Source organism: Azospirillum tabaci, from assembly GCF_014596085.1.
GTDB lineage: Bacteria > Pseudomonadota > Alphaproteobacteria > Azospirillales > Azospirillaceae > Azospirillum > Azospirillum tabaci.
Map to the genome: position 1 here is coordinate 17840 of NZ_JACCJY010000033.1, position 17481 is coordinate 35320.

General features: G+C 70.0%; 15 protein-coding genes. 10 read left to right on the forward strand and 5 right to left on the reverse strand.

Annotated elements, in window-relative coordinates; translation table 11 throughout:
* Positions 1-233 precede the first annotated feature (233 nt).
* From H0B54_RS24200 to H0B54_RS24215, 4 genes are all read left to right on the forward strand, one after another.
* On the forward strand, positions 234-2531 hold the full coding sequence (locus tag H0B54_RS24200; protein WP_188262436.1) for a TonB-dependent receptor: 2298 nt from the start codon (positions 234-236) through the stop codon (positions 2529-2531).
* Between the two features lie 82 nt (positions 2532-2613).
* The gene (locus tag H0B54_RS24205) at positions 2614-3300 is read left to right on the forward strand and encodes a Fe2+-dependent dioxygenase (protein ID WP_188262437.1); all 687 of its coding nucleotides are present in this window, start codon (positions 2614-2616) and stop codon (positions 3298-3300) included.
* On the forward strand, positions 3300-3986 hold the full coding sequence (locus tag H0B54_RS24210) for a tetratricopeptide repeat protein (RefSeq protein WP_188262438.1): 687 nt from the start codon (positions 3300-3302) through the stop codon (positions 3984-3986). Before H0B54_RS24205 ends, H0B54_RS24210 begins: the two co-directional genes overlap by 1 nt.
* A 34-nt stretch (positions 3987-4020) precedes the next feature.
* A complete protein-coding gene (locus tag H0B54_RS24215) occupies positions 4021-5109 on the forward strand; it encodes an alpha-hydroxy acid oxidase (protein WP_188262439.1) in 1089 nt (362 codons plus the stop codon).
* 6 nt (positions 5110-5115) lie between these two features.
* On the opposite strand, the gene H0B54_RS24220 is transcribed toward H0B54_RS24215, so the two are convergent.
* From H0B54_RS24220 to H0B54_RS24235, 4 genes are read right to left on the reverse strand one after another with little or no spacing between them, the layout of a single operon-like run.
* A complete protein-coding gene (locus H0B54_RS24220; RefSeq protein WP_188262440.1) occupies positions 5116-5874 on the reverse strand; it encodes an iron ABC transporter ATP-binding protein in 759 nt (252 codons plus the stop codon).
* The gene (locus H0B54_RS24225) at positions 5871-6854 is read right to left on the reverse strand and encodes an iron chelate uptake ABC transporter family permease subunit (RefSeq protein WP_188262441.1); all 984 of its coding nucleotides are present in this window, start codon (positions 6852-6854) and stop codon (positions 5871-5873) included. The genes H0B54_RS24220 and H0B54_RS24225 overlap by 4 nt, the downstream gene beginning before the upstream one ends.
* Complete coding sequence (locus tag H0B54_RS24230) at positions 6844-7818, reverse strand: ABC transporter permease (protein WP_343069024.1); 975 nt, start codon at positions 7816-7818, stop codon at positions 6844-6846. Before H0B54_RS24230 ends, H0B54_RS24225 begins: the two co-directional genes overlap by 11 nt.
* A gap of 3 nt (positions 7819-7821) precedes the next feature.
* The gene (locus H0B54_RS24235) at positions 7822-8751 is read right to left on the reverse strand and encodes a siderophore ABC transporter substrate-binding protein (RefSeq protein WP_188262442.1); all 930 of its coding nucleotides are present in this window, start codon (positions 8749-8751) and stop codon (positions 7822-7824) included.
* A gap of 359 nt (positions 8752-9110) precedes the next feature.
* Here H0B54_RS24235 and H0B54_RS24240 point away from each other — a divergent pair, with 359 nt between their 5' ends.
* The 5 genes from H0B54_RS24240 to H0B54_RS24260 all read left to right on the forward strand — a co-directional run bounded on the left by H0B54_RS24240 (position 9111) and on the right by H0B54_RS24260 (position 15979).
* Complete coding sequence (locus H0B54_RS24240; protein ID WP_246472742.1) at positions 9111-9719, forward strand: PadR family transcriptional regulator; 609 nt, start codon at positions 9111-9113, stop codon at positions 9717-9719.
* Between the two features lie 30 nt (positions 9720-9749).
* Complete coding sequence (locus tag H0B54_RS24245; protein WP_094306560.1) at positions 9750-10079, forward strand: DUF2218 domain-containing protein; 330 nt, start codon at positions 9750-9752, stop codon at positions 10077-10079.
* A 145-nt stretch (positions 10080-10224) separates the two neighbouring features.
* Positions 10225-11736, forward strand: coding sequence for a bifunctional metallophosphatase/5'-nucleotidase (locus H0B54_RS24250; protein ID WP_188262443.1), 1512 nt, complete (start codon positions 10225-10227; stop codon positions 11734-11736).
* Complete coding sequence (locus H0B54_RS24255) at positions 11736-14783, forward strand: hybrid sensor histidine kinase/response regulator (RefSeq protein ID WP_246472743.1); 3048 nt, start codon at positions 11736-11738, stop codon at positions 14781-14783. The genes H0B54_RS24250 and H0B54_RS24255 overlap by 1 nt, the downstream gene beginning before the upstream one ends.
* Positions 14780-15979 (forward strand): response regulator, encoded by a 1200-nt coding sequence (locus H0B54_RS24260; protein WP_188262445.1) that lies wholly within the window; start codon positions 14780-14782, stop codon positions 15977-15979. The genes H0B54_RS24255 and H0B54_RS24260 overlap by 4 nt, the downstream gene beginning before the upstream one ends.
* A gap of 17 nt (positions 15980-15996) precedes the next feature.
* On the opposite strand, the gene H0B54_RS24265 is transcribed toward H0B54_RS24260, so the two are convergent.
* A complete protein-coding gene (locus tag H0B54_RS24265) occupies positions 15997-16308 on the reverse strand; it encodes a hypothetical protein (RefSeq protein ID WP_188262446.1) in 312 nt (103 codons plus the stop codon).
* A gap of 134 nt (positions 16309-16442) precedes the next feature.
* Between H0B54_RS24265 and H0B54_RS24270 the strand changes: the two genes are divergently transcribed.
* A complete protein-coding gene (locus H0B54_RS24270) occupies positions 16443-17480 on the forward strand; it encodes an ABC transporter substrate-binding protein (RefSeq protein WP_188262447.1) in 1038 nt (345 codons plus the stop codon).
* Position 17481 lies beyond the last annotated feature (1 nt).

The following is a 17481-nucleotide window of genomic DNA, read 5'->3' on the forward strand; positions in this document are numbered from 1 at the left end:
AGTTGTCCTGATTGGTAAATATGCGATATCGGCGGGACCCTTCCGGGGCTCCGGAGGGGGCGCCACGGGGCTCCGCCAAACGGCATATCCCTGCATGCGCTGGGGCTGAATGACGGTGATTTTGCAATTTAGAATTATTCTGAATGATCGCCGTTGAAGGGGGCGCCTCCCCGATTGGTAGATACCCGCCGCTGATCGGCGCATCCGCCACGACGATTTATCGGGAGAGCTTAATGTTGCAATCGAATGTCCCCGACCGCCTCCGACCCATCATCGCCGGCGCCGCCGCGACGGCGGGCTTGGCGATGTCCTTCTCCACCCTGGCGACGGTGGCTGAGGCTCAGACGGCCGGTTCGGGGACCGGGACCGCGCCCGCGCCGGGCGCCGCGGCCGGCGACGCCACCGTCCTCGACCCGGTGCGGGTCGGCGCCGACCGCCCGGCGGACACCGGGAATGTGAACGCCAAGCCCACCGGCATCTCCCGCCTGCCCGACACGGTCAAGGACACGCCCCGCGTCGTCAACGTCGTTCCGGAAGAGATCATCGAGCAGCAGCGCGCCACGACGCTGGAACAGGTCCTGCGCAACGTCCCCGGCATCACCATTTCCTCCGGCGAAGGCAACGGCGGCCAGAACGGCGACCAGTTCCGCATCCGCGGCCTGACCGCCCGCGGCGACATCTACACCGACGGCCTGAAGGACTTCGGCGTCTACACCCACGACGTCTTCAACACCGAGTCCGTGCAGGTCTTCAAGGGCCCGTCGGGCAACGGCTTCGGCGTCGGCAACTCCGGCGGCGTCATCAACCAGGGCACCAAGAAGGCCGGGCTTGAGAAGCGCTACAACGTCGAGCAGTCGGTCGGTTCCGGCCCGGTCTACCGCACCACGGTGGACGTGAACCAGCCGATCAACGAGACGACCGCGCTGCGCTTCAACGGCCTGTACCATGACCAGGACATCGCCGACCGCGACGAGGTCGAGGCCAAGCGCAAAGGCTTCGCCGCCGACCTGGGCGTGGGGCTGGGCACCCCGACGACCTGGCACCTGAACTACTCCTATCTGAACGGCGAGAAGACGCCGGACATGGGCCAGCCCATGATCCGCGGCCGCGACGGCATCCTGCGTCCGGCGCCGGAGTTCGGGCTCGACCGCTCGACCTCCTACGTCCGCAACCTGGACCGCGACGACACCGACAACCACATCGTCACCTCGACCCTGGCCCATGAGGTCAGCAAGAACCTGTCCTTCTACAACGACAGCCGCTACAGCCATTACGAGCGCGATTTCGTCTCGACGGCCCCGGCGGCGCTGACCGCCGCGGCCAACACCGCCTTCCTGAACGGCGGCAACCCGGTGATCTCCTATGGCGCCGGCGGCGGCATGGCCTTCAAGCAGAAGGGCTGGGGCGTCCAGAACGTCGCCGGCGTGAAGGCGGAGGGCAACTTCCTCGGCCTCTACCACAAGGTGAACGGCGGCCTGGACCTGAATTACCAGAAGGACGAGCGCCGCGGCGGCACCTGGGTCAACCGCACCAACACCCAGACCATCCGCAACCCCAGCCACAGTTACCCGGCCAACGCCTTCCTCACCTACCCGGCGACCGGCCTGCGTGAGGCCAGCGTCGCCAACACGGGCCTGTTCATCACCGACCGCGTGTGGCTGTTCGACCAGCTCTCGGTGCAGGGCGGCCTGCGTTGGGACTACTTCCGCACCACCTTCAAGTCCGCCGACCCGGCGGTGGTGGGCGGCAACGAGACCACCCGCACGCTCAGCCCGTCCGCCAGCCTGATCTACGAGCCGACAAAGGACGTGTCGCTCTACTTCTCCTACGCGCGTTCCAACAAGCCGATCGGTGTGGACATCGCCGCGCAGGTCACCAACGGCACGTCGGAGACGCCGCGGGCCGGGCGTGACTTCGATCCGGAAAAGACCGACCTGTACGAGATCGGCGGCAAGGCCGACTTCTTCGCCGGCCGGCTGGGCGTGAACGGCGCGCTGTTCCAGATCGAGAAGAGCAACACCTACGCGGTCGACCCGGCCACCGGCACGATCACCGACGGCTTCTCCGAAGCCGGCCTCGGCACCCGCATCCGCGGCTTCGAAGCCGGGGTGAGCGGCAAGGTGATCGAGGGCTGGAGCGTCTACGCCAGCTACGCCTACCTCGACGGCGAGGTGAAGGAGTCGCGCACCAACCCGGCGGTCATCGGCAACGAGGCCCCGAACGTGCCGAAGCACAACGCAAGCCTGTGGACGACCTACGAGTTCGGCGCCGGCTTCGTGCCCGGCAAGTTCCTGGTCGGCGGCGGCATCCAGTACGCTTCGGAATACTGGGCCGACAGCGCCAACACCGCCCGCGTGCCGGAGACGGTTTCGCTGGACAGCGTGGTGTCCTACGAGATCAACAACCTGTCCCTGGCGCTCAACGCCTACAACCTGACCGACCACCGCAACTACGCCTCGGCTTTCAACGCCACCCGTGCGGTGCCGGCGTCGGGCCGCACCTTCATGCTGACCGCCGGCGTCACCTTCTGATCCCGGCCAGGCCGGACCGCGTTCCCGGACCATCCTCCGGGGGGCGGTCCGGCCTTCTTCTGTTGCAAAAGGATTCCTCCCCGTGCTTCTGCAAATCCCCGACGTTCTGACCGCCGACGAAGTCGCCCACTGCCGCGCGGTGCTGGAGGCGTCACCCTGGGTCGATGGCCGCGTCACCGCGGGCTCCCAGGCGCTATCGGCCAAGAACAACCTGCAGATCCCGGAGGAGAGCGACACCGCCCGCGACCTGGGCGTGGTCATCCTGAAGGCGCTCGGCCGCAACCCGGCCTTCAACTCCGCGGCCCTGCCGCTGCGTGTCCTGCCGCCCATGTTCAACCGCTACGACCTGGACATGACCTACGGCAACCATGTGGACAACGCCATCCGGGCCATTCCGGGCACCGGCGGCATGCGCATGCGGGCCGATGTCTCCACCACGATCTTCCTCAGCGATCCCGGCGAGTATGACGGCGGCGATCTGGTCGTCGAGGACACCTACGGCACCAAGGGCGTGAAGCTGCCGGCGGGGCACGCTGTGGTCTACCCGTCCAGCAGCCTGCACCGGGTGACCCCGGTGACGCGCGGCTCGCGCTGGGCCTCCTTCTTCTTCACGCAGTCGCTGGTCAAGGACGACGGGCTGCGGGCGATGCTCTACGACCTCGACGTGGCGATCATCGACCTGCGCCGGGAACTGGGCGACCAGCACCCGTCCGTGCTGGCCCTGGTGAACCACTATCACAACCTGCTGCGGCGCTGGGCGGAGGTGTGATGGACGGCGTCGCAGCCGCCTGCCCGACGAACGGGCCGGACATCATCGACGTGCAGCTCGCCCTGGGGCAGCGATGCCTCGACCGGGGCGGAGCGGAGCGGGCGCAGGCGGTGGAGTGGTTCCGCATCGCCGCCCGCAGCGGCGACGCCCGCGCCGTCAACATGCTGGGCCGCTGCCACGAGCACGGCTGGGGCGTGCCCGCCGATCCCGTCCAGGCCGCCGCTTACTACCGGCGCGCCGCCGAGTTGGGCGACGCGTGGGCGCTGTTCAACCTGGCCGACCTGCATTGCCGCGGCGTGGGCGTCGCGGCGGACGACGCCGAAGCCTACCGCCTCTACGCCGCCGCGGCCCGCAAGGGCAACGTGAAGGCGCTGAACATGCTGGGCCTCTTCCACGAGACCGGGCGCGCGGTGGCGGAGGATGGGGCGGGCGCCCGCCAACTCTTCCAGGCGGCCGCGGAGGGCGGAGACTGCTGGGGCCGTTTCAACCACGCCCGCCTGCTGCTTCAGGACGGCCGGACGGAGGAGGCGCTGGCGTGGTTCGCGCGGGCGCTGGAAACCGGCTTCCCCGACTTCCACCGCGGCATGGCTGCCGCCCTGGCCGACCAGCCCGACCCCCGCCTGCGCGCGCTGGCGCGGCGGGCGGGCGAGTTGGCGGAGGGCCGTTCTGAACAGCCCTCTCCCTAGAGGGGAAAGGGAGCAATTCTTGAGGACCCCCGCGATGAGCGTTCCCGCCGACACCGTCTCGCTCTACGACTACGAGCGCCACTTCACCACCCGCGTTGACGCGGCAACCCGCGCCTACATCGCGGGGACCGGGGCGGACGGCATCACCCGGCAGGCCAACCGCGACGCCTACGACCGGATGCGGCTGATGCCGCGGGCGCTGCGCGACCTGTCGCAGGCCAGTGCGGCGACGACCCTGTTCGGGCGGGAGATGCCCTATCCCATTTTGATCGCGCCCATGGCCTTCCACCGGCTGGTCCATCGCGACGGGGAGCGGGCGACCGCGCAGGCGGCGGGCCTCACCGGCACCTGGATGACCGTCAGCACCCAGTCCAGCGTGACGCTGGAGGAGGTCGCGGCGGCGGCCGGCGGGCCGCTGTGGTTCCAGCTCTACACCCAGCCCCGGCCGGAGGACACGCTCACTCTGGTGCGGCGGGCGGAGGCGGCGGGCTACCGCGCGCTGGTGCTGACGGTGGACGCGCCGGTCAGCGGCCTGCGCAACATCGAACAGCGCGCCGGTTTCCGCCTGCCCGACGGCATCGCACCGGTCAATTTGGCGGGGCTGGCTCCGGACAGCGTCACCCCGTCACGCCCGGGCAGTCCGGTCTTCCAGGGCATGCTGCACGCCGCCGCCACCTGGGACACCGTGCGCCTGCTGTGCGCCGAGACGCCTCTGCCGGTGCTGCTGAAGGGGATCATGAACCCCGACGACGTGGATCCCGCCATCGAGGCGGGGGCGGCGGGGATCATCGTGTCGAACCATGGCGGGCGGACGCTGGACACGCTGCCCGCGGTGGCGGAGGTTCTGCCGCTGGTCTCCGCCCGCGCGGCGGGCCGCCTGCCGATCCTGGCGGACGGCGGCATCCGGCGCGGCACCGACATCCTGAAGGCCCTCGCGCTGGGCGCCGACGCGGTGCTGGTGGGCCAGCCGGTGCTGCACGCCCTGGCGGTCGGCGGCATGGCGGGGGTGGCCCACATGCTGACCATCCTGCAGACCGAGCTGGAGGTCGCCATGGCGCTGAGCGGGCGGGCGCGGCTGGCCGACATCGACCGTTCGGTGATCTTCGACCCGCCGCGCCTCTGAGGCGCCTTACTGATAATACAGGGCGATGCGCTGGCCGGCGTTCTCCATCACCTGGGCCTCGACGCCGTAGACGTCGCGGATGACATCGGGCGTGATGATGACCTCCGGCGGCCCCTGGTGCACCACCCGCCCGTCGCGCATCGCGACGATGCGGTCGGAGTAGCAGGAGGCGAAGTTGATGTCGTGCAGCACCAGCACGATGGTCTTGCCGAACTCGTCCGCGGTGCGGCGGAACAGCTTCATCATCGCCACCGCGTGCTTGACGTCGAGGTTGTTCAGCGGCTCGTCGAGCAGGATGTATTCGGTGTCCTGGCACAGCACCATGGCGATGAAGGCGCGCTGGCGCTGGCCGCCCGACAGCTCGTCCAGGAAGCGGCCGGACAGCGGCTCCAGGTCCAGGTAGCGCAGCGCCTTGGCGATGTGCCCGCGGTCGGCTTCGGTCAGGCGGCCCTTGCTGTGCGGGTAGCGGCCGAAGGCGACGAGATCCTCCACCGTTAGGCGGGACATGATCTGGTTGTCCTGGCGCAGGATGGACAGGCGGCGGGCCAGCACCTCGCCGGGGGTCGTGGTCACGTCCAGGCCGTCGACCATCACCGTGCCCGAGGTCATCGGCAGCAGGCGGCTGACGATCGACAGCAGCGTCGACTTCCCCGCCCCGTTCGGCCCGATCAGCGAGATCACCCCGCCCGCCGGCAGGGACAGGGACACGCCGTCGACGACGACGGTGCCGTTGTAGCGTTTCGTGATGTTCTTGACGTCGATCATCGGGCCGAACCCCGCACCAGGATGAACAGGAAGGCGAGACCGCCCACGAACTCGATGACGATGCTGAGCGCGGCGTTGTAGCCGAACACCCGCTCCAGCACGAGCTGGCCGGCGACCAGCGTCAGGACGGCGATCAGCACCGCGGCGGGCAGGATCAGCGCGTGCCGGTGCGAGCGGATCACCAGATAGGCGAGGTTGGCGACCAGCAGCCCGAAGAAGGTCACCGGCCCGACCAGCGCCGTGGACACCGACACCAGGATGGACACCATCACCAGCACCGCCATCACCGCGCGCCGGTGCTCCACGCCGAGGTTGATCGCGGCGTCGCGCCCCAGCGCCAGCACGTCGAAGGTGCGCCGCCAGCGCCAGCCGACCAGCGACACCGCCAGCACGACCAGCGCCGACACGGTCAGCAGCGCGACGTCCACCCGGTTGAAGTTGGCGAACAGCCGGTCCTGGACGGTCAGGAACTCGTTGGGGTCGATGATGCGCTGAAGGAAGCTGGTCACGCTGCGGAACAGCACGCCGAACACGATGCCGACGAGAAGCAGCAGATGCAGGCTGCGCCGGTTGTCGCCCCGTCCCGCCCCGTTGAACAGCCACCAATAGAGCAGGCCGGAGAAGACGACCATCGACGCCACCTCCACGCCGAAGCGCAGACGCGGATCAAGCGTGGCGACGAGGCCGCTGCCGAACTGGAAGACCAACACCGTCTGGATCAGGCGGTACAGATAGTCGAACCCCATCACCGAAGGGGTGAGGATGCGGTTGTTGGTGATCGTCTGGAACAGCACGGTCGACACGGCGACGGCGTAGCCGACCAGCACCATCGCGGCGATCTTGGTGCCGCGGAAGGCCAGGATGAAGTCCCACTTGCCCCGCGCGCCCAGCGTCATGAACAGCGCGATCGAGAGCAGGGTCAGCGCCGACAGGCCGCCCAGGACGACCATCGGCGACAGGATGCGGCGGTCAGCCGGCATGGCCGTTCCTCCGCAGCAGGAGATAGAGGAACAGGGCGCTGCCGATGACCCCCATCATCGTCCCGATCGGGATCTCGTAGGGATGGATCACCAGCCGCCCGGCGATGTCGCAGGCCAGCACCAGCCCGGCCCCCATCAGCGCGACCCAGGGCAGGGACCCGCGCATGTTGTCGCCGCGGACGAGGCTGACGACGTTGGGAACGATCAGCCCCAGGAAGGGGATCATGCCGCAGGTCGCGATCACCGCCGCGGTGGTCATCGACACGATGACCAGCCCCAGCGCCATCACCTTGCGGTGGTCGATGCCCAGGTTGGTGGCGACGTCCCGCCCCATCCCGGCGACGGTGAAGCGGTCCGCCGCCAGATAGGCGACGCCGGTCAGGGCGGCGCTCAGCCACAGCAGCTCGTAGCGGCCGAGCAGGATGGCGGAGAAGTCCCCCGTCTCCCAACCGCGCACCGACTGGATCAGGTCCTGCCGGAAGGCGATGAACTCGGTCATCGCCGTGATGACCCCGCCCAGCATGATGCCGACCAGCGGCACCACCAGCGGCGAGCGCAGCGGCACCTGCCGCAGGATCGCCAGGAACAGCCCCGTCCCGGCCAGCGCGCACAGGCTGGCGACGGCCATGCGCCCGAACACCGGCATCTCCGGCGCCAGAAGCGAGACCATCATCATGCCGAAGATGGCCGATTCCGCGGTCCCGGCGGTGGACGGTTCCACGAAGCGGTTTCGGACCAGCATCTGGAGGAGCAGGCCCGACACCGCCATGGCGGCGCCGGCCAGGATCAGGGCCAGCGTCCGGGGCAACCGGCTGACCAGCAGGACCTGCGTGGCCTGGTCCGGAGCGCCGCCGAACAGCGCCGCGAGGCTGACGTCGCTGACGCCGACGAACAGGCTCCAGACGGCCAGCAGGCCGATGCCCAATGTGGCCAGCGGGAGTGTGGCGATTGGGAGGGGCTTCACGGATCAGGACTTCTTGGACAGCGCCGCCAGGAGGTCGTCCACATCCTGCTGGAGCGCCGACAGCCCGCCGCCGACGATGTACCAGTTGCCGCCGTTCAGATAGACGACCTGGTTCTTCTGCCAGGCGGTGGTGCGGCGGACGATGTCGTTGTCGAGGAACTGCCGGGCCGGCTTGCCGTCCTGCCCGATGGCGGCGTCGCGGTCGATCACGAACAGCCAGTCCGGGTTGGTCTCCAGGATGAACTCGAAGGAGATGGCCTGCCCGTGGTTGGCGACCTTCAGGCCGGGGGCGGCCGGCTGGATGCCGAACTCCGAGTGCAGGATGCCGAAGCGCGACCCCGGCCCGTAGGCGCTCATCTTGCCGCCGGTGGTCAGGACCAGCAGGCCCTTGCCGGCGTTGCCCGCCACCGCCTTCAGCTCGGCGATGGAGGCGCGCAGCCGGTCCAGCTTCTGCTTGACCTCGGCGGTCTTGCCGAAGATGCGGCCCAGCGTCTCGGCGTTGGCGATGGAGCTGGCCAGGAAGTCGGTCTGGTCGGTCGTCATGTCGAGCGTCGGCGCGATGCGCGACAGCTCGGCGTATTTCGGAGCCGACCGGCCGCCGGCGATGATCAGGCCAGGCTCGGCGGCGTTCACCGCCTCGTAGTCGGGCTCGAACATGGTGCCGATCTTCGCGTAGGACGGCCCGTCATACTTGGCGAGGTGCGGCGGCTTCAGCCCCGTGGGCACCCCGGCGATCGCGACGCCCAGAGCGTCCAGCGTGTCGAGCGAGGTCATGTCGAAGACCAGGACGGGGTCGAGCTTCGGGGGAAGCCGGGTCTCGCCCTGCGCGTGCCGCACCGTCATGCCCTGGGCGTGGCCGGGAACGGGCGCCAGGGCGGCGAGGCCGACCACGGCGGCGGTCATGGCGAGGGCGTGGCGTCGGGTCAGCTTCATCCTTGACTCTCCTTCAACTTTGCCGGGACGGCCTATGCCGGAAGGGCGGGCGCACTGTGGTCCGGATTGCTGCGGATCGTCAATGCGAATTGCTCGCATTCGCAGTATGCTTGGCGGGCGTAGCTCAGGATTTCCGCTTTCCCTCTCCCGTCCCGGGAGAGGGAGGGACCCGCCGCGAAGCGGTGGGAGGGTGAGGGTACCGGCAAGGATCAGCGATTTGATTCTCGCGCAACCCTCACCCGGCGCCTCCGGCGCCACCCTCTCCCGGGGCGGGAGAGGGAAAACCGCCAGGGCAGGGCTTGTGTCTCGACATGTCACGATATATCTTTGACCTATCGAAACACAGAGGAGCCTCTGTCATGAGGTTTTTCCCGCATCCATTCTGCGGCCGGATGCGCCGCCATCATCCCGGCCCCCATGGTGGCCCCCATGGCGGCGGCCGTCACGCCGCGGAGGGCGGCTGTGGCCATGAGCGTCACGAGCGGCGCGGGGGCCGCGGCGGCCGGCGCGGCGTCTTCGAATCGTCGGAACTGCGGCTGGTCCTGCTGCGGCTGATCGCCGACGAGCCGCGGCACGGCTACGACCTGATCCGCGCCGTCGAGGAACTGACCGGCGGCGGCTATGTGCCCAGCCCCGGCGTGATCTACCCGACCCTGTCGCTGCTGGAGGAGATGGGCCACATCGCCAAGGCGGACGCCGAAGGCGCGCGCAAGCCCTTCGTCGTGACACCGGACGGCGCCGGCCAGCTCGTCCAGGACAAAGACACCGTCGACGCCCTGTTCGCCCGTCTCGCCACCCTGGCGACCCGGCGGGAGCACACCGACGGCGCCCCGATCCGCCGCGCCATGGAGAATCTGCGCGCCGTGCTGATGCACCGGCTGGGGCGCGAGGGCGTCGATGCGGACACGGTGCACGCCGCCGTCTCGATCATCGACGAGGCGGCCCAGCGCATCGAACGTCTTCCCTGAAAAGCACCATCACCGCACAGAAGGATGATCATGAGACACGCCAGCAGCGTCCGCGTCCCGACCCCGAACGGCAGCCGCTACCTTCAGCAGCTCTGCAAGCACTGGGCGCACAATCTGACGGTGGAGTACACGCCGGAGGCGGGGAGCGTCGTCTTCCCGCACAACGCCCGCGGCGCCGATTGGCCGGGCGACGCCATCCTGACGCTCCAGGCCCGACCGGACGCGCTGGACTGCCGGCTGGACACCAGTTCCGCCGAGCATCTCGCCGCCCTGAAGGGGGCGCTGGAACGCCACCTCGACCGCTTCGCCTTCCGTGAGGTTCCGCTGGCCTACCCCTGGCAGGACGAGGCGGCGGTCTGAGGCGATCCTCCCGCCCATTCTTCCGCGAGAAGGGTGGTTTTGTCACCGGAATGTTCCCCGGCATGCATGGATATGCCTTGAACTCCCCCGCCCGAATACGGGAAGAACCATCCTGAAGGAACAGGGATGGCAGGAGGGGGTACCCATGCCGAAGCGCGGCAATGGTGGGATGGGGCGTTTTTCCGGCTGGCGTGCCGTCGTGGCCGCCTGCGCCGTCGCGGCGCTCGGCGCTTTCGCGCCGGCCGCGTCGGCGGCGGAACTGTCGATCGTCTTCACCTCGACGATGGCCGACATTGAGCCGGTGGAGGGCGAGGGTGGCCTCGCCAACCTCGCCACGCTGCTGCGCACCAAACGGGCGGAGGGAAACACGCTGTTCCTGCACGGCGGCGCGTCGCTGACCGCGGGCGTCCTGTCCACCTTCGACCGCGGCGCCCACATGATCGACCTGCTGAACGAGCTTCAGCCCGACATGATGGCGGTGACCAAGCGCGACCTCGGCTTCGGCAAGGACGAGCTGACGCTGCGCAGCTACGAGGCGCGCTTTCCCTTCGTCAGCGCCACCACCATCGACCGCAACACCGGCAAGGTGATGGAGGGGCTGGAACCGTCGGTGCTGCTCGACACGCCGGTGGGCAAGATCGGCGTGGTCTCGGCGATCTCGCCGGAATTGACCGTCCAGTACATCGTGCCGGACATCGAGGTGCGCCCTCCCGCCACGATCGCGGCGGAGGCCCGCGCCCTGCGCGCCCAGGGGGCGGAGTATGTGGTCGCCATCCTGGACAACGCCCCGGAGGCCGTGGAGGCGCTGCGCGGCGAGCCCGCCATCGACGCGCTTCTCCAGCTCTCCGCCACCGGCAAGGACGTGCTTGAGACCGATAAGGGCAAGCTCTTCGGCGTCCATGTCAACGTGAAGGGGTCGGCCTTCGTCGTGCGTCTGGACGGCGACGGCAAGGCGCCGCCCGCGCTGGCCGGCGCCGACATCGTGCCGCTCGCCGGGCTGCCGCCGGACCCGGCGATGGAAAAGCGGGTCGGCGTCTATCTGGCCCGGCTGTCGGAGCTGCTGGACATCAACATCGGGACGACGGCGACCCCGCTCGACACCCGCCGCGCCGCGGTGCGCACCGGCGAGAACGCCTTCGCCTCGCTGATCGCCGACGCCATGCGCGGCCATTTCAACACCGACGCGGCCTTCATCAACGGCGGCAACATCCGCGGCAACCGCCAGTACGAGGCGGGGACGGTGCTGACCCGCCGCGACATCCAACGCGAACTGCCCTTCCGCGACACCATCATCGCCGTGACGCTGCCCGGCAAGGCCCTGCGCGAGGCGCTGGAGGTCAGCGCCGCCGGGGTGGATAACCAGAAGGGCAGCTTCCTCCACCCGTCCAACATGGCGGTGGTCTACGACCTGAAGCAGCCGGCGGGCAGCCGCGTCGTCTCCGTCACGGTGGGCGGCAAGCCGCTCGACCCGAACGCCAGCTATTCGGTGGCCCTGCCCAACTACCTGGCCCAGGGTGGCGACGGCTACGGCATGCTCAAGTCGCCAAGCGCCTCCTCAGGAGCCAGCGGCAAGCTGCTGTGGGAGATCATGGCGCAGCACCTGACCGACCGGGGGACGGTGTCGCCCCGCATCGACGGCCGCATCACCGAGCGTTGATGACGACGGAGCCAGCCTCGACCGCTCCGGTCCCGCGCGCCCCCTTCCGGGGCGGCGTCGGGCGGCGCGTCGGGCTGGGCCTGCTGGTGATGGTTGGGGTGCTGCTGGGCGTGTCGGGCGCGGCGCTCTACGATCTGGCGCAATTCCGCCACGCTCTGTCGGACCTGTCCAACGGGGCGCTGCCGCGCATCACCACCGGGGCGATGCTGAACGGCGGCCTGCAACAGGTGCTGTCGCAGGCGACCCGGTTGGGCGGCGCGGCCAGCCACCCCGAACGGCGGGTCACGCTGGCCGAGCTGACCGCCAACCTGACGGCGGTCACCCGGTCGGCCCAAGCCCTGTCGGACATCGAGGGCGGCGCCACGCTGGCCGGTGTCCTGGGGACGCTCGTCCCGACGGTGGCGGATCTCGACCGGCTGGTGGCCGAGCGCATCGACGCGGCGGCGCGCACCGACGACGCGCTGGACGAGACCCGCCGCCTGTCGGCCGAGGCCGGCGCTCTGGTCGCCGCCGTGCTGCCGACCCTGCCGCCGGACCGGCTGGGGCCGCTGACCGCCTGGACCAACACGGTCAACCGCGTGCTGAACGAGAGCACCCACGCCGGCAACAGCCGTTTCCAGCGCGAGATCGCGCGCGCCCAACGGGACGCCGCGGCGGCGCTGTCGGCCCTGCCGGCGCTCCACGCCGGGCTTCCGCCGGAGCAGGCGGAGCGCTTCGCCGCCCTGCACCGGCGGCTGGAGGTGGCGCTGCTCGGCCCCACCGGCCTGCTGCCCAGCCTGATGGAGCGGCAGGCGGCCATCGCCCGCAGCAAGGCGTTGACCAACCAAGTGCTGGTGATGGTCGAGGAGGTCGTGAAGATCTCTCATGCGCTGTTCGAACGGATCAACGCGGCGGCGGCGGGCGAGGCGGACGGCCTGTCCGAACTGGCCGCCTCGCAGAACCGCATCCTGATCGGGCTGGGCGCTCTGGGCTTCCTGGTGGCGCTCGGTGTGTATCTGTACTTGCGCCGTTTCCTCACCCTGCGTCTGGTCCGGCTGAACGACGCGGTGCTCGACCGGGTGGAGGGGCGGGAGACGCCGCTGCCCGACGGCGGCACCGACGAGATCGCCACCATCTCCCGCTCGATCCGCCACTTCCTCGACGAGATCGCGCGCCGCCAGCAGCAGGTGGAGGAGGCTCGCCGCCGCGCCGAGGAGGCGTCGCGCGCCAAGGGCGATTTCCTGGCCAACATGAGCCACGAGATCCGCACGCCGATGAACGCCATCCTCGGCCTCAGCCACCTCGCCCTGCGCGCCGGGCCGCCGCCGCGCCAGCGCGGCTACCTGACGCGGATCCGCGCGTCGGCCACCGCGCTGCTGGGGATCATCAACGACATCCTCGACGTCTCGAAGATTGAGGCGGGCATGCTGACGCTGGAGCGCGTGCCCTTCGACCTGTCGGCCGTGCTGGACATGGTGGCCGGCACCGCCGCCCTGTCCGCCGAGGAGAAGGGGCTGGCCCTGCGGCTGGAGGTCGCCCCGGATGTGCCCAACGCCCTGCTGGGCGACCCGCTGCGGCTGGGGCAGGTGCTCCTCAACCTCGTCAACAACGCGGTGAAGTTCACCGAGAGCGGCAGCGTGGTCCTCGGCGTGACCGCCGCGCCGCGGGCGGCAGAAAAGGCGGAGATGGAGACGGAGGCCGAGTTGCGCTTCGCTGTGCGCGACACCGGCATCGGCATGACGGCGGAGCAGGTGGCCCGCCTGTTCCAGCCCTTCGCCCAGGCCGACAGCTCGACCACCCGACGCTACGGTGGGACCGGGCTGGGGCTGGCGATCAGCCGGCGGCTGGCCGTCATGATGGGCGGCGGCATCGCCGTGGACAGCGCGCCCGGCCTGGGCAGCACCTTCCGCTTCACGGTCACGGTCGGCGTGCAGGACGATGCTGCGACGGCGCTGCCGGCTGCGGCCGATCCAGGGCTTGCGGGCTTGCAGGTGGACGAGGCGCTGCGCGGCCTGCGCGTGCTGGTCGCCGACGACAACGCCGTGAACCGGCTGGTCGCGCGGGAGCTGCTGGAGGACGCCGGGCTGGCCGTTACCGCGGTCGGCAGCGGCGGGGAAGCGGTGCGGCTGGCGCTGGAGCCGGGGGCGGGCTACGCCGCGCTGCTCACCGACGTCCAGATGCCGGACATGGACGGCTTCGCGGTGGCGCGGGCGATCCGCCGCCAGTGCGGTCCCGACCGCCTGCCGATCATCGCCATGACCGCCCACGCCCTGGAGGAGGAGCGGCGGCGCTGTCTGGACGCGGGCATGGACGACCACATCGCCAAGCCGGTGGAGCCGCACCGCCTCGTCGCCGTGCTGAACCGCTGGCTGAAGCCGTTCGGGCGGCGGGAGGCTCTGCCGGCTGGCAAGGCCGCGGCGACGGATTCCGGGCTTCCCGACTCGCTGGAGGGGTTCGACCTCGCCCCGGCGCTGGCGCGGATGAACGGGCGGGCGCGCACGCTGCGTCGGGCGATCCTGGATTTTCTCGACCGCTACGGCGACGCGCCGGTCCGGCTGGAGCATGTGCGCAGCGCGGGAGATGGGCCGGCGCTGGAACGTTACGCCCATGGACTGCGCGGCAGCGCCGGAACGGTCGGGGCGATGGCCGCCAGTGCTGCCGCCGCGGCGCTGGAACTGGCGGCGCGCGAGGAGCGGTGGGACGCGATACCGGACCTTGTGGCCGAGCTGTCCGCCGCCCTCGGTCCCGCGCTGGCTTCGGCGGAAACGTTGCGCGCCGTGGAGGTTGCCGTGGAGGGGATGCCGGACGCCCCGGTGGTTCCTCTTGACCATCCGGACGGGCTGGAGGAGGCGTTGCGCGCGCTGGAGGAGGCGTTGCGCAGCGGCAGCCTGTCGGCGGCGGCCCGCTTCGCCGCTCTGCGCGGCCTGCTGGCCGGGCGCGGCCATGACGAAGCGGTGGACAAGGTGGGGCGGGCTGTGGAGGAGTTGGACTTCGCCGCCGCCCGCGCGGCGCTGGAACGGCTCGCCGCCGCATGGACTAGGGAACGGGACCGGGAGACGACGCCGTGAGCGGTGGTCACATTCTGATCGTCGATGACGACACGGCCAACATCCGCGCGCTCGCCAGCGTGCTGGAGGATCGGCACGAGGTGCGTTTCGCGACCTCCGGCCGCCGCGCGCTGGAGCTGGCCTCCGCCGACGCGCCGGAGCTGGTACTGCTCGACGTGATGATGCCGGGCTTGGACGGCTACGCGGTGTGCCGGCTGCTGAAGACCGATCCCGCCACCGCCGACGTTCCGGTGATCTTCATCACCTCCCTGTCCAGCCCGGAGGAGGAAGCTTTCGGCTTGGAGACCGGGGCCGTCGATTATGTGACCAAGCCGTTCAGCCCGGCCATCGTGCGCGCCCGCGTCGCCACCCACCTGTCGCTGCGCCGGGCCAACCGCAGCCTGAAGGACGAGAACGAGCATCTGGAGGCGCTGGTCCGCGAGCGCACGCGCAAGCTGGCCCAGGCCCAGCGCGAGAAGATGGCGGCGCTGCGCCAGATGGTTGCCGGCGTGGCGCACGAGATCAACACGCCCATCGGCGTGGCGCTGGGCAGCGCCTCCCACCTCGGCGACCGGGTCGCCGCGATGACGGAGCGGCTGGCCGCCAACCAACTCCGCCGCGCCGAGCTGGAGCGCTTCCTGGCGAGCGCCGGGGAACTGGCCGCCCTGCTGTCCGGCACCATCGCCCGCGCCGGGGAGATCGTGCGCTGCTTCAAGGGGGTTGCGGCGGACCATGGCGGGCTGCGCCAGACCATCGCGCTGAAGCCCTTCCTGGAGCAGGTGACGGAGAGCCTGCGCCCGCAGTGGGAGCCGCTGGGGCACCGCATGGCGGTGGACTGCCCCGCCGACCTGCGCATGGTCAGCAACCCGGCGATCCTGTCCGCGATCCTGGAGCAGCTCGTCCGCAACGCGCTGGAGCACGCCTTTCCGGCGGGGCGGCACGGGCTGGTGACGGTCGGGGCCGCGGCGTCGGGGCCGGAGATGGTCCTGCTGTCCGTCGCCGACGACGGCGCCGGCATCGCGGAAGGGGCCGCCGGGCGCATCCTGGAGCCCTTCTTCACCACCCGCCGCGGCACCGGCTCGGTCGGGCTCGGCCTGAACATCGTGGACAATCTGGCGTCGGATCGGCTGGGCGGGTCCTTCACCATCGCCTCGCGCTCCGGTGGCGGCACCCTGGCGACGCTTCATCTGCCGGCCCGCACCCCGCCGGATTTGTAGGCGAGCGCGGCCCCCCTTCACTCCGGCACCAGCACCACTCCGCCCGGATTGTCGGTGACCGCGAAGGTCTCGAAATACTCGATCTCCGGGTCGGTGCCGTAGCGCCGCCGGATGCCGTCCAGCCATGGCCCCTGGTAGAAGCGCTGGGCATCCTCCCGCGTCTCCCACTGGTAGACGCCCCCGGCCGTGCCGGTCCCGCTCCAGATGAACTGCTTGCGGATCAGGCCCGCCACGTCGCCAAAACCCGGCGCTATCGACAGGAAATGCGCCCGGCACTCCTCGCGCCCGATCGCGGTGGGCAGGCGGTAGCGGACGATGGCGGTGATCATGGGGCTCCCCGTGCGTTATTTCTCTACTTCATAGATTGACATTATAACGCGATGCCGTTGAATATAGTCCATGAAAATCATGTATTCACACTTACAAAAAGTGAATACGCCCTGATCGAAGGACGACGACGACCATGAGCACGCATCGGAACGGTTCGGGAATTTCGACGGCGGCGCCCTCGCGGCGCGGGCTGCTGAAAGTGGCGGCGGCGGGCGCGGTGGCGCTGCCCTTCGCGGGCGTGGCGTCCCGGCTGGTCGCCGCCCCGACGCCCGCCGCGCTGAAGCCGCTGAAGCTCGCCTGGAACACCGGCGCGGTGTGCGGCGCTCCGGTGGCGGTTGCCAAGCACAACGGCTTCTTCGAGAAGCACGGGCTTGACGTGGAGTTCGTCAACTTCGCCGGCACGACGGAGCAGCTCCTGGAGGCGCTCGCCACCGGCAAGGCGGACATCGGCCATGGCATGGCGCTGCGCTGGCTGAAGCCGCTGGAGCAGGGGTTCGACGTGCGCATCATCGCGGGTGTCCACGGCGGCTGCATGCGCCTGCTGGCCGCGAAGAACGGCGGCATCACCAGCCTTGCCGGGCTGAAGGGCAAGACCGTGGCGATCAGCGATCTGTCCAGCCCGGCCAAGCATTTGTTCTCCATCCAGCTCGCCAAGCAGGGGATCGACCCGAACAAGGACGTGGAATGGCGCGTCTTCCCCGGCGACCTGCTGGCCATCGCGGTCGACAAGGGCGAGGCGCAGGCCGTCGCCCACTGGGACCCGGTGACCTACAATTTCCTGAAGTCCGGCAATCTGGTGGAGATCTCCACCAACCTGTCGGGGGAGTTCGCCAACCGCGTCTGCTGCGTGCTCGGCGCGCGCGGCAGCCTGCTGCGCGAGGACAAGGCCGCCGCCGCCGCGGTGACCCGCGCCGTGTTCGAGGCGCAGCACTATTCCGCCGCCAATCCGGTGGAGGCCGCCAAGGTCTACCAGCAATATTCGCCCAAGAGCAGCATCGAGGACCTCGCCGCCCAGCTCAGCAGCCAGACGCACGATCACAACCCGGTGGGCGCCGACATCAAGCGCGAGATCGCGCTCTACGCGGAGGAACTGAAGAGCGTGCAGGTCTTCAAGCCGGGCACCGACACGGCGAAGTTCGCCGACCGCGTCTACGCCGACGTGCTGGGCTGAG

Coding starts and splice junctions, on each gene's coding strand:
- H0B54_RS24200 (WP_188262436.1), top strand. CDS start 234: ATGTTGCAATCGAATGTCCCCGACCGCCTCCGACCCATCATCGCCGGC.
- H0B54_RS24210 (WP_188262438.1), top strand. CDS start 3,300: ATGGACGGCGTCGCAGCCGCCTGCCCGACGAACGGGCCGGACATCATC.
- H0B54_RS24215 (WP_188262439.1), top strand. CDS start 4,021: ATGAGCGTTCCCGCCGACACCGTCTCGCTCTACGACTACGAGCGCCAC.
- H0B54_RS24220 (WP_188262440.1), bottom strand. CDS start 5,874: ATGATCGACGTCAAGAACATCACGAAACGCTACAACGGCACCGTCGTC.
- H0B54_RS24225 (WP_188262441.1), bottom strand. CDS start 6,854: ATGCCGGCTGACCGCCGCATCCTGTCGCCGATGGTCGTCCTGGGCGGC.
- H0B54_RS24235 (WP_188262442.1), bottom strand. CDS start 8,751: ATGAAGCTGACCCGACGCCACGCCCTCGCCATGACCGCCGCCGTGGTC.
- H0B54_RS24240 (WP_246472742.1), top strand. CDS start 9,111: ATGAGGTTTTTCCCGCATCCATTCTGCGGCCGGATGCGCCGCCATCAT.
- H0B54_RS24245 (WP_094306560.1), top strand. CDS start 9,750: ATGAGACACGCCAGCAGCGTCCGCGTCCCGACCCCGAACGGCAGCCGC.
- H0B54_RS24250 (WP_188262443.1), top strand. CDS start 10,225: ATGCCGAAGCGCGGCAATGGTGGGATGGGGCGTTTTTCCGGCTGGCGT.
- H0B54_RS24255 (WP_246472743.1), top strand. CDS start 11,736: ATGACGACGGAGCCAGCCTCGACCGCTCCGGTCCCGCGCGCCCCCTTC.
- H0B54_RS24265 (WP_188262446.1), bottom strand. CDS start 16,308: ATGATCACCGCCATCGTCCGCTACCGCCTGCCCACCGCGATCGGGCGC.
- H0B54_RS24270 (WP_188262447.1), top strand. CDS start 16,443: ATGAGCACGCATCGGAACGGTTCGGGAATTTCGACGGCGGCGCCCTCG.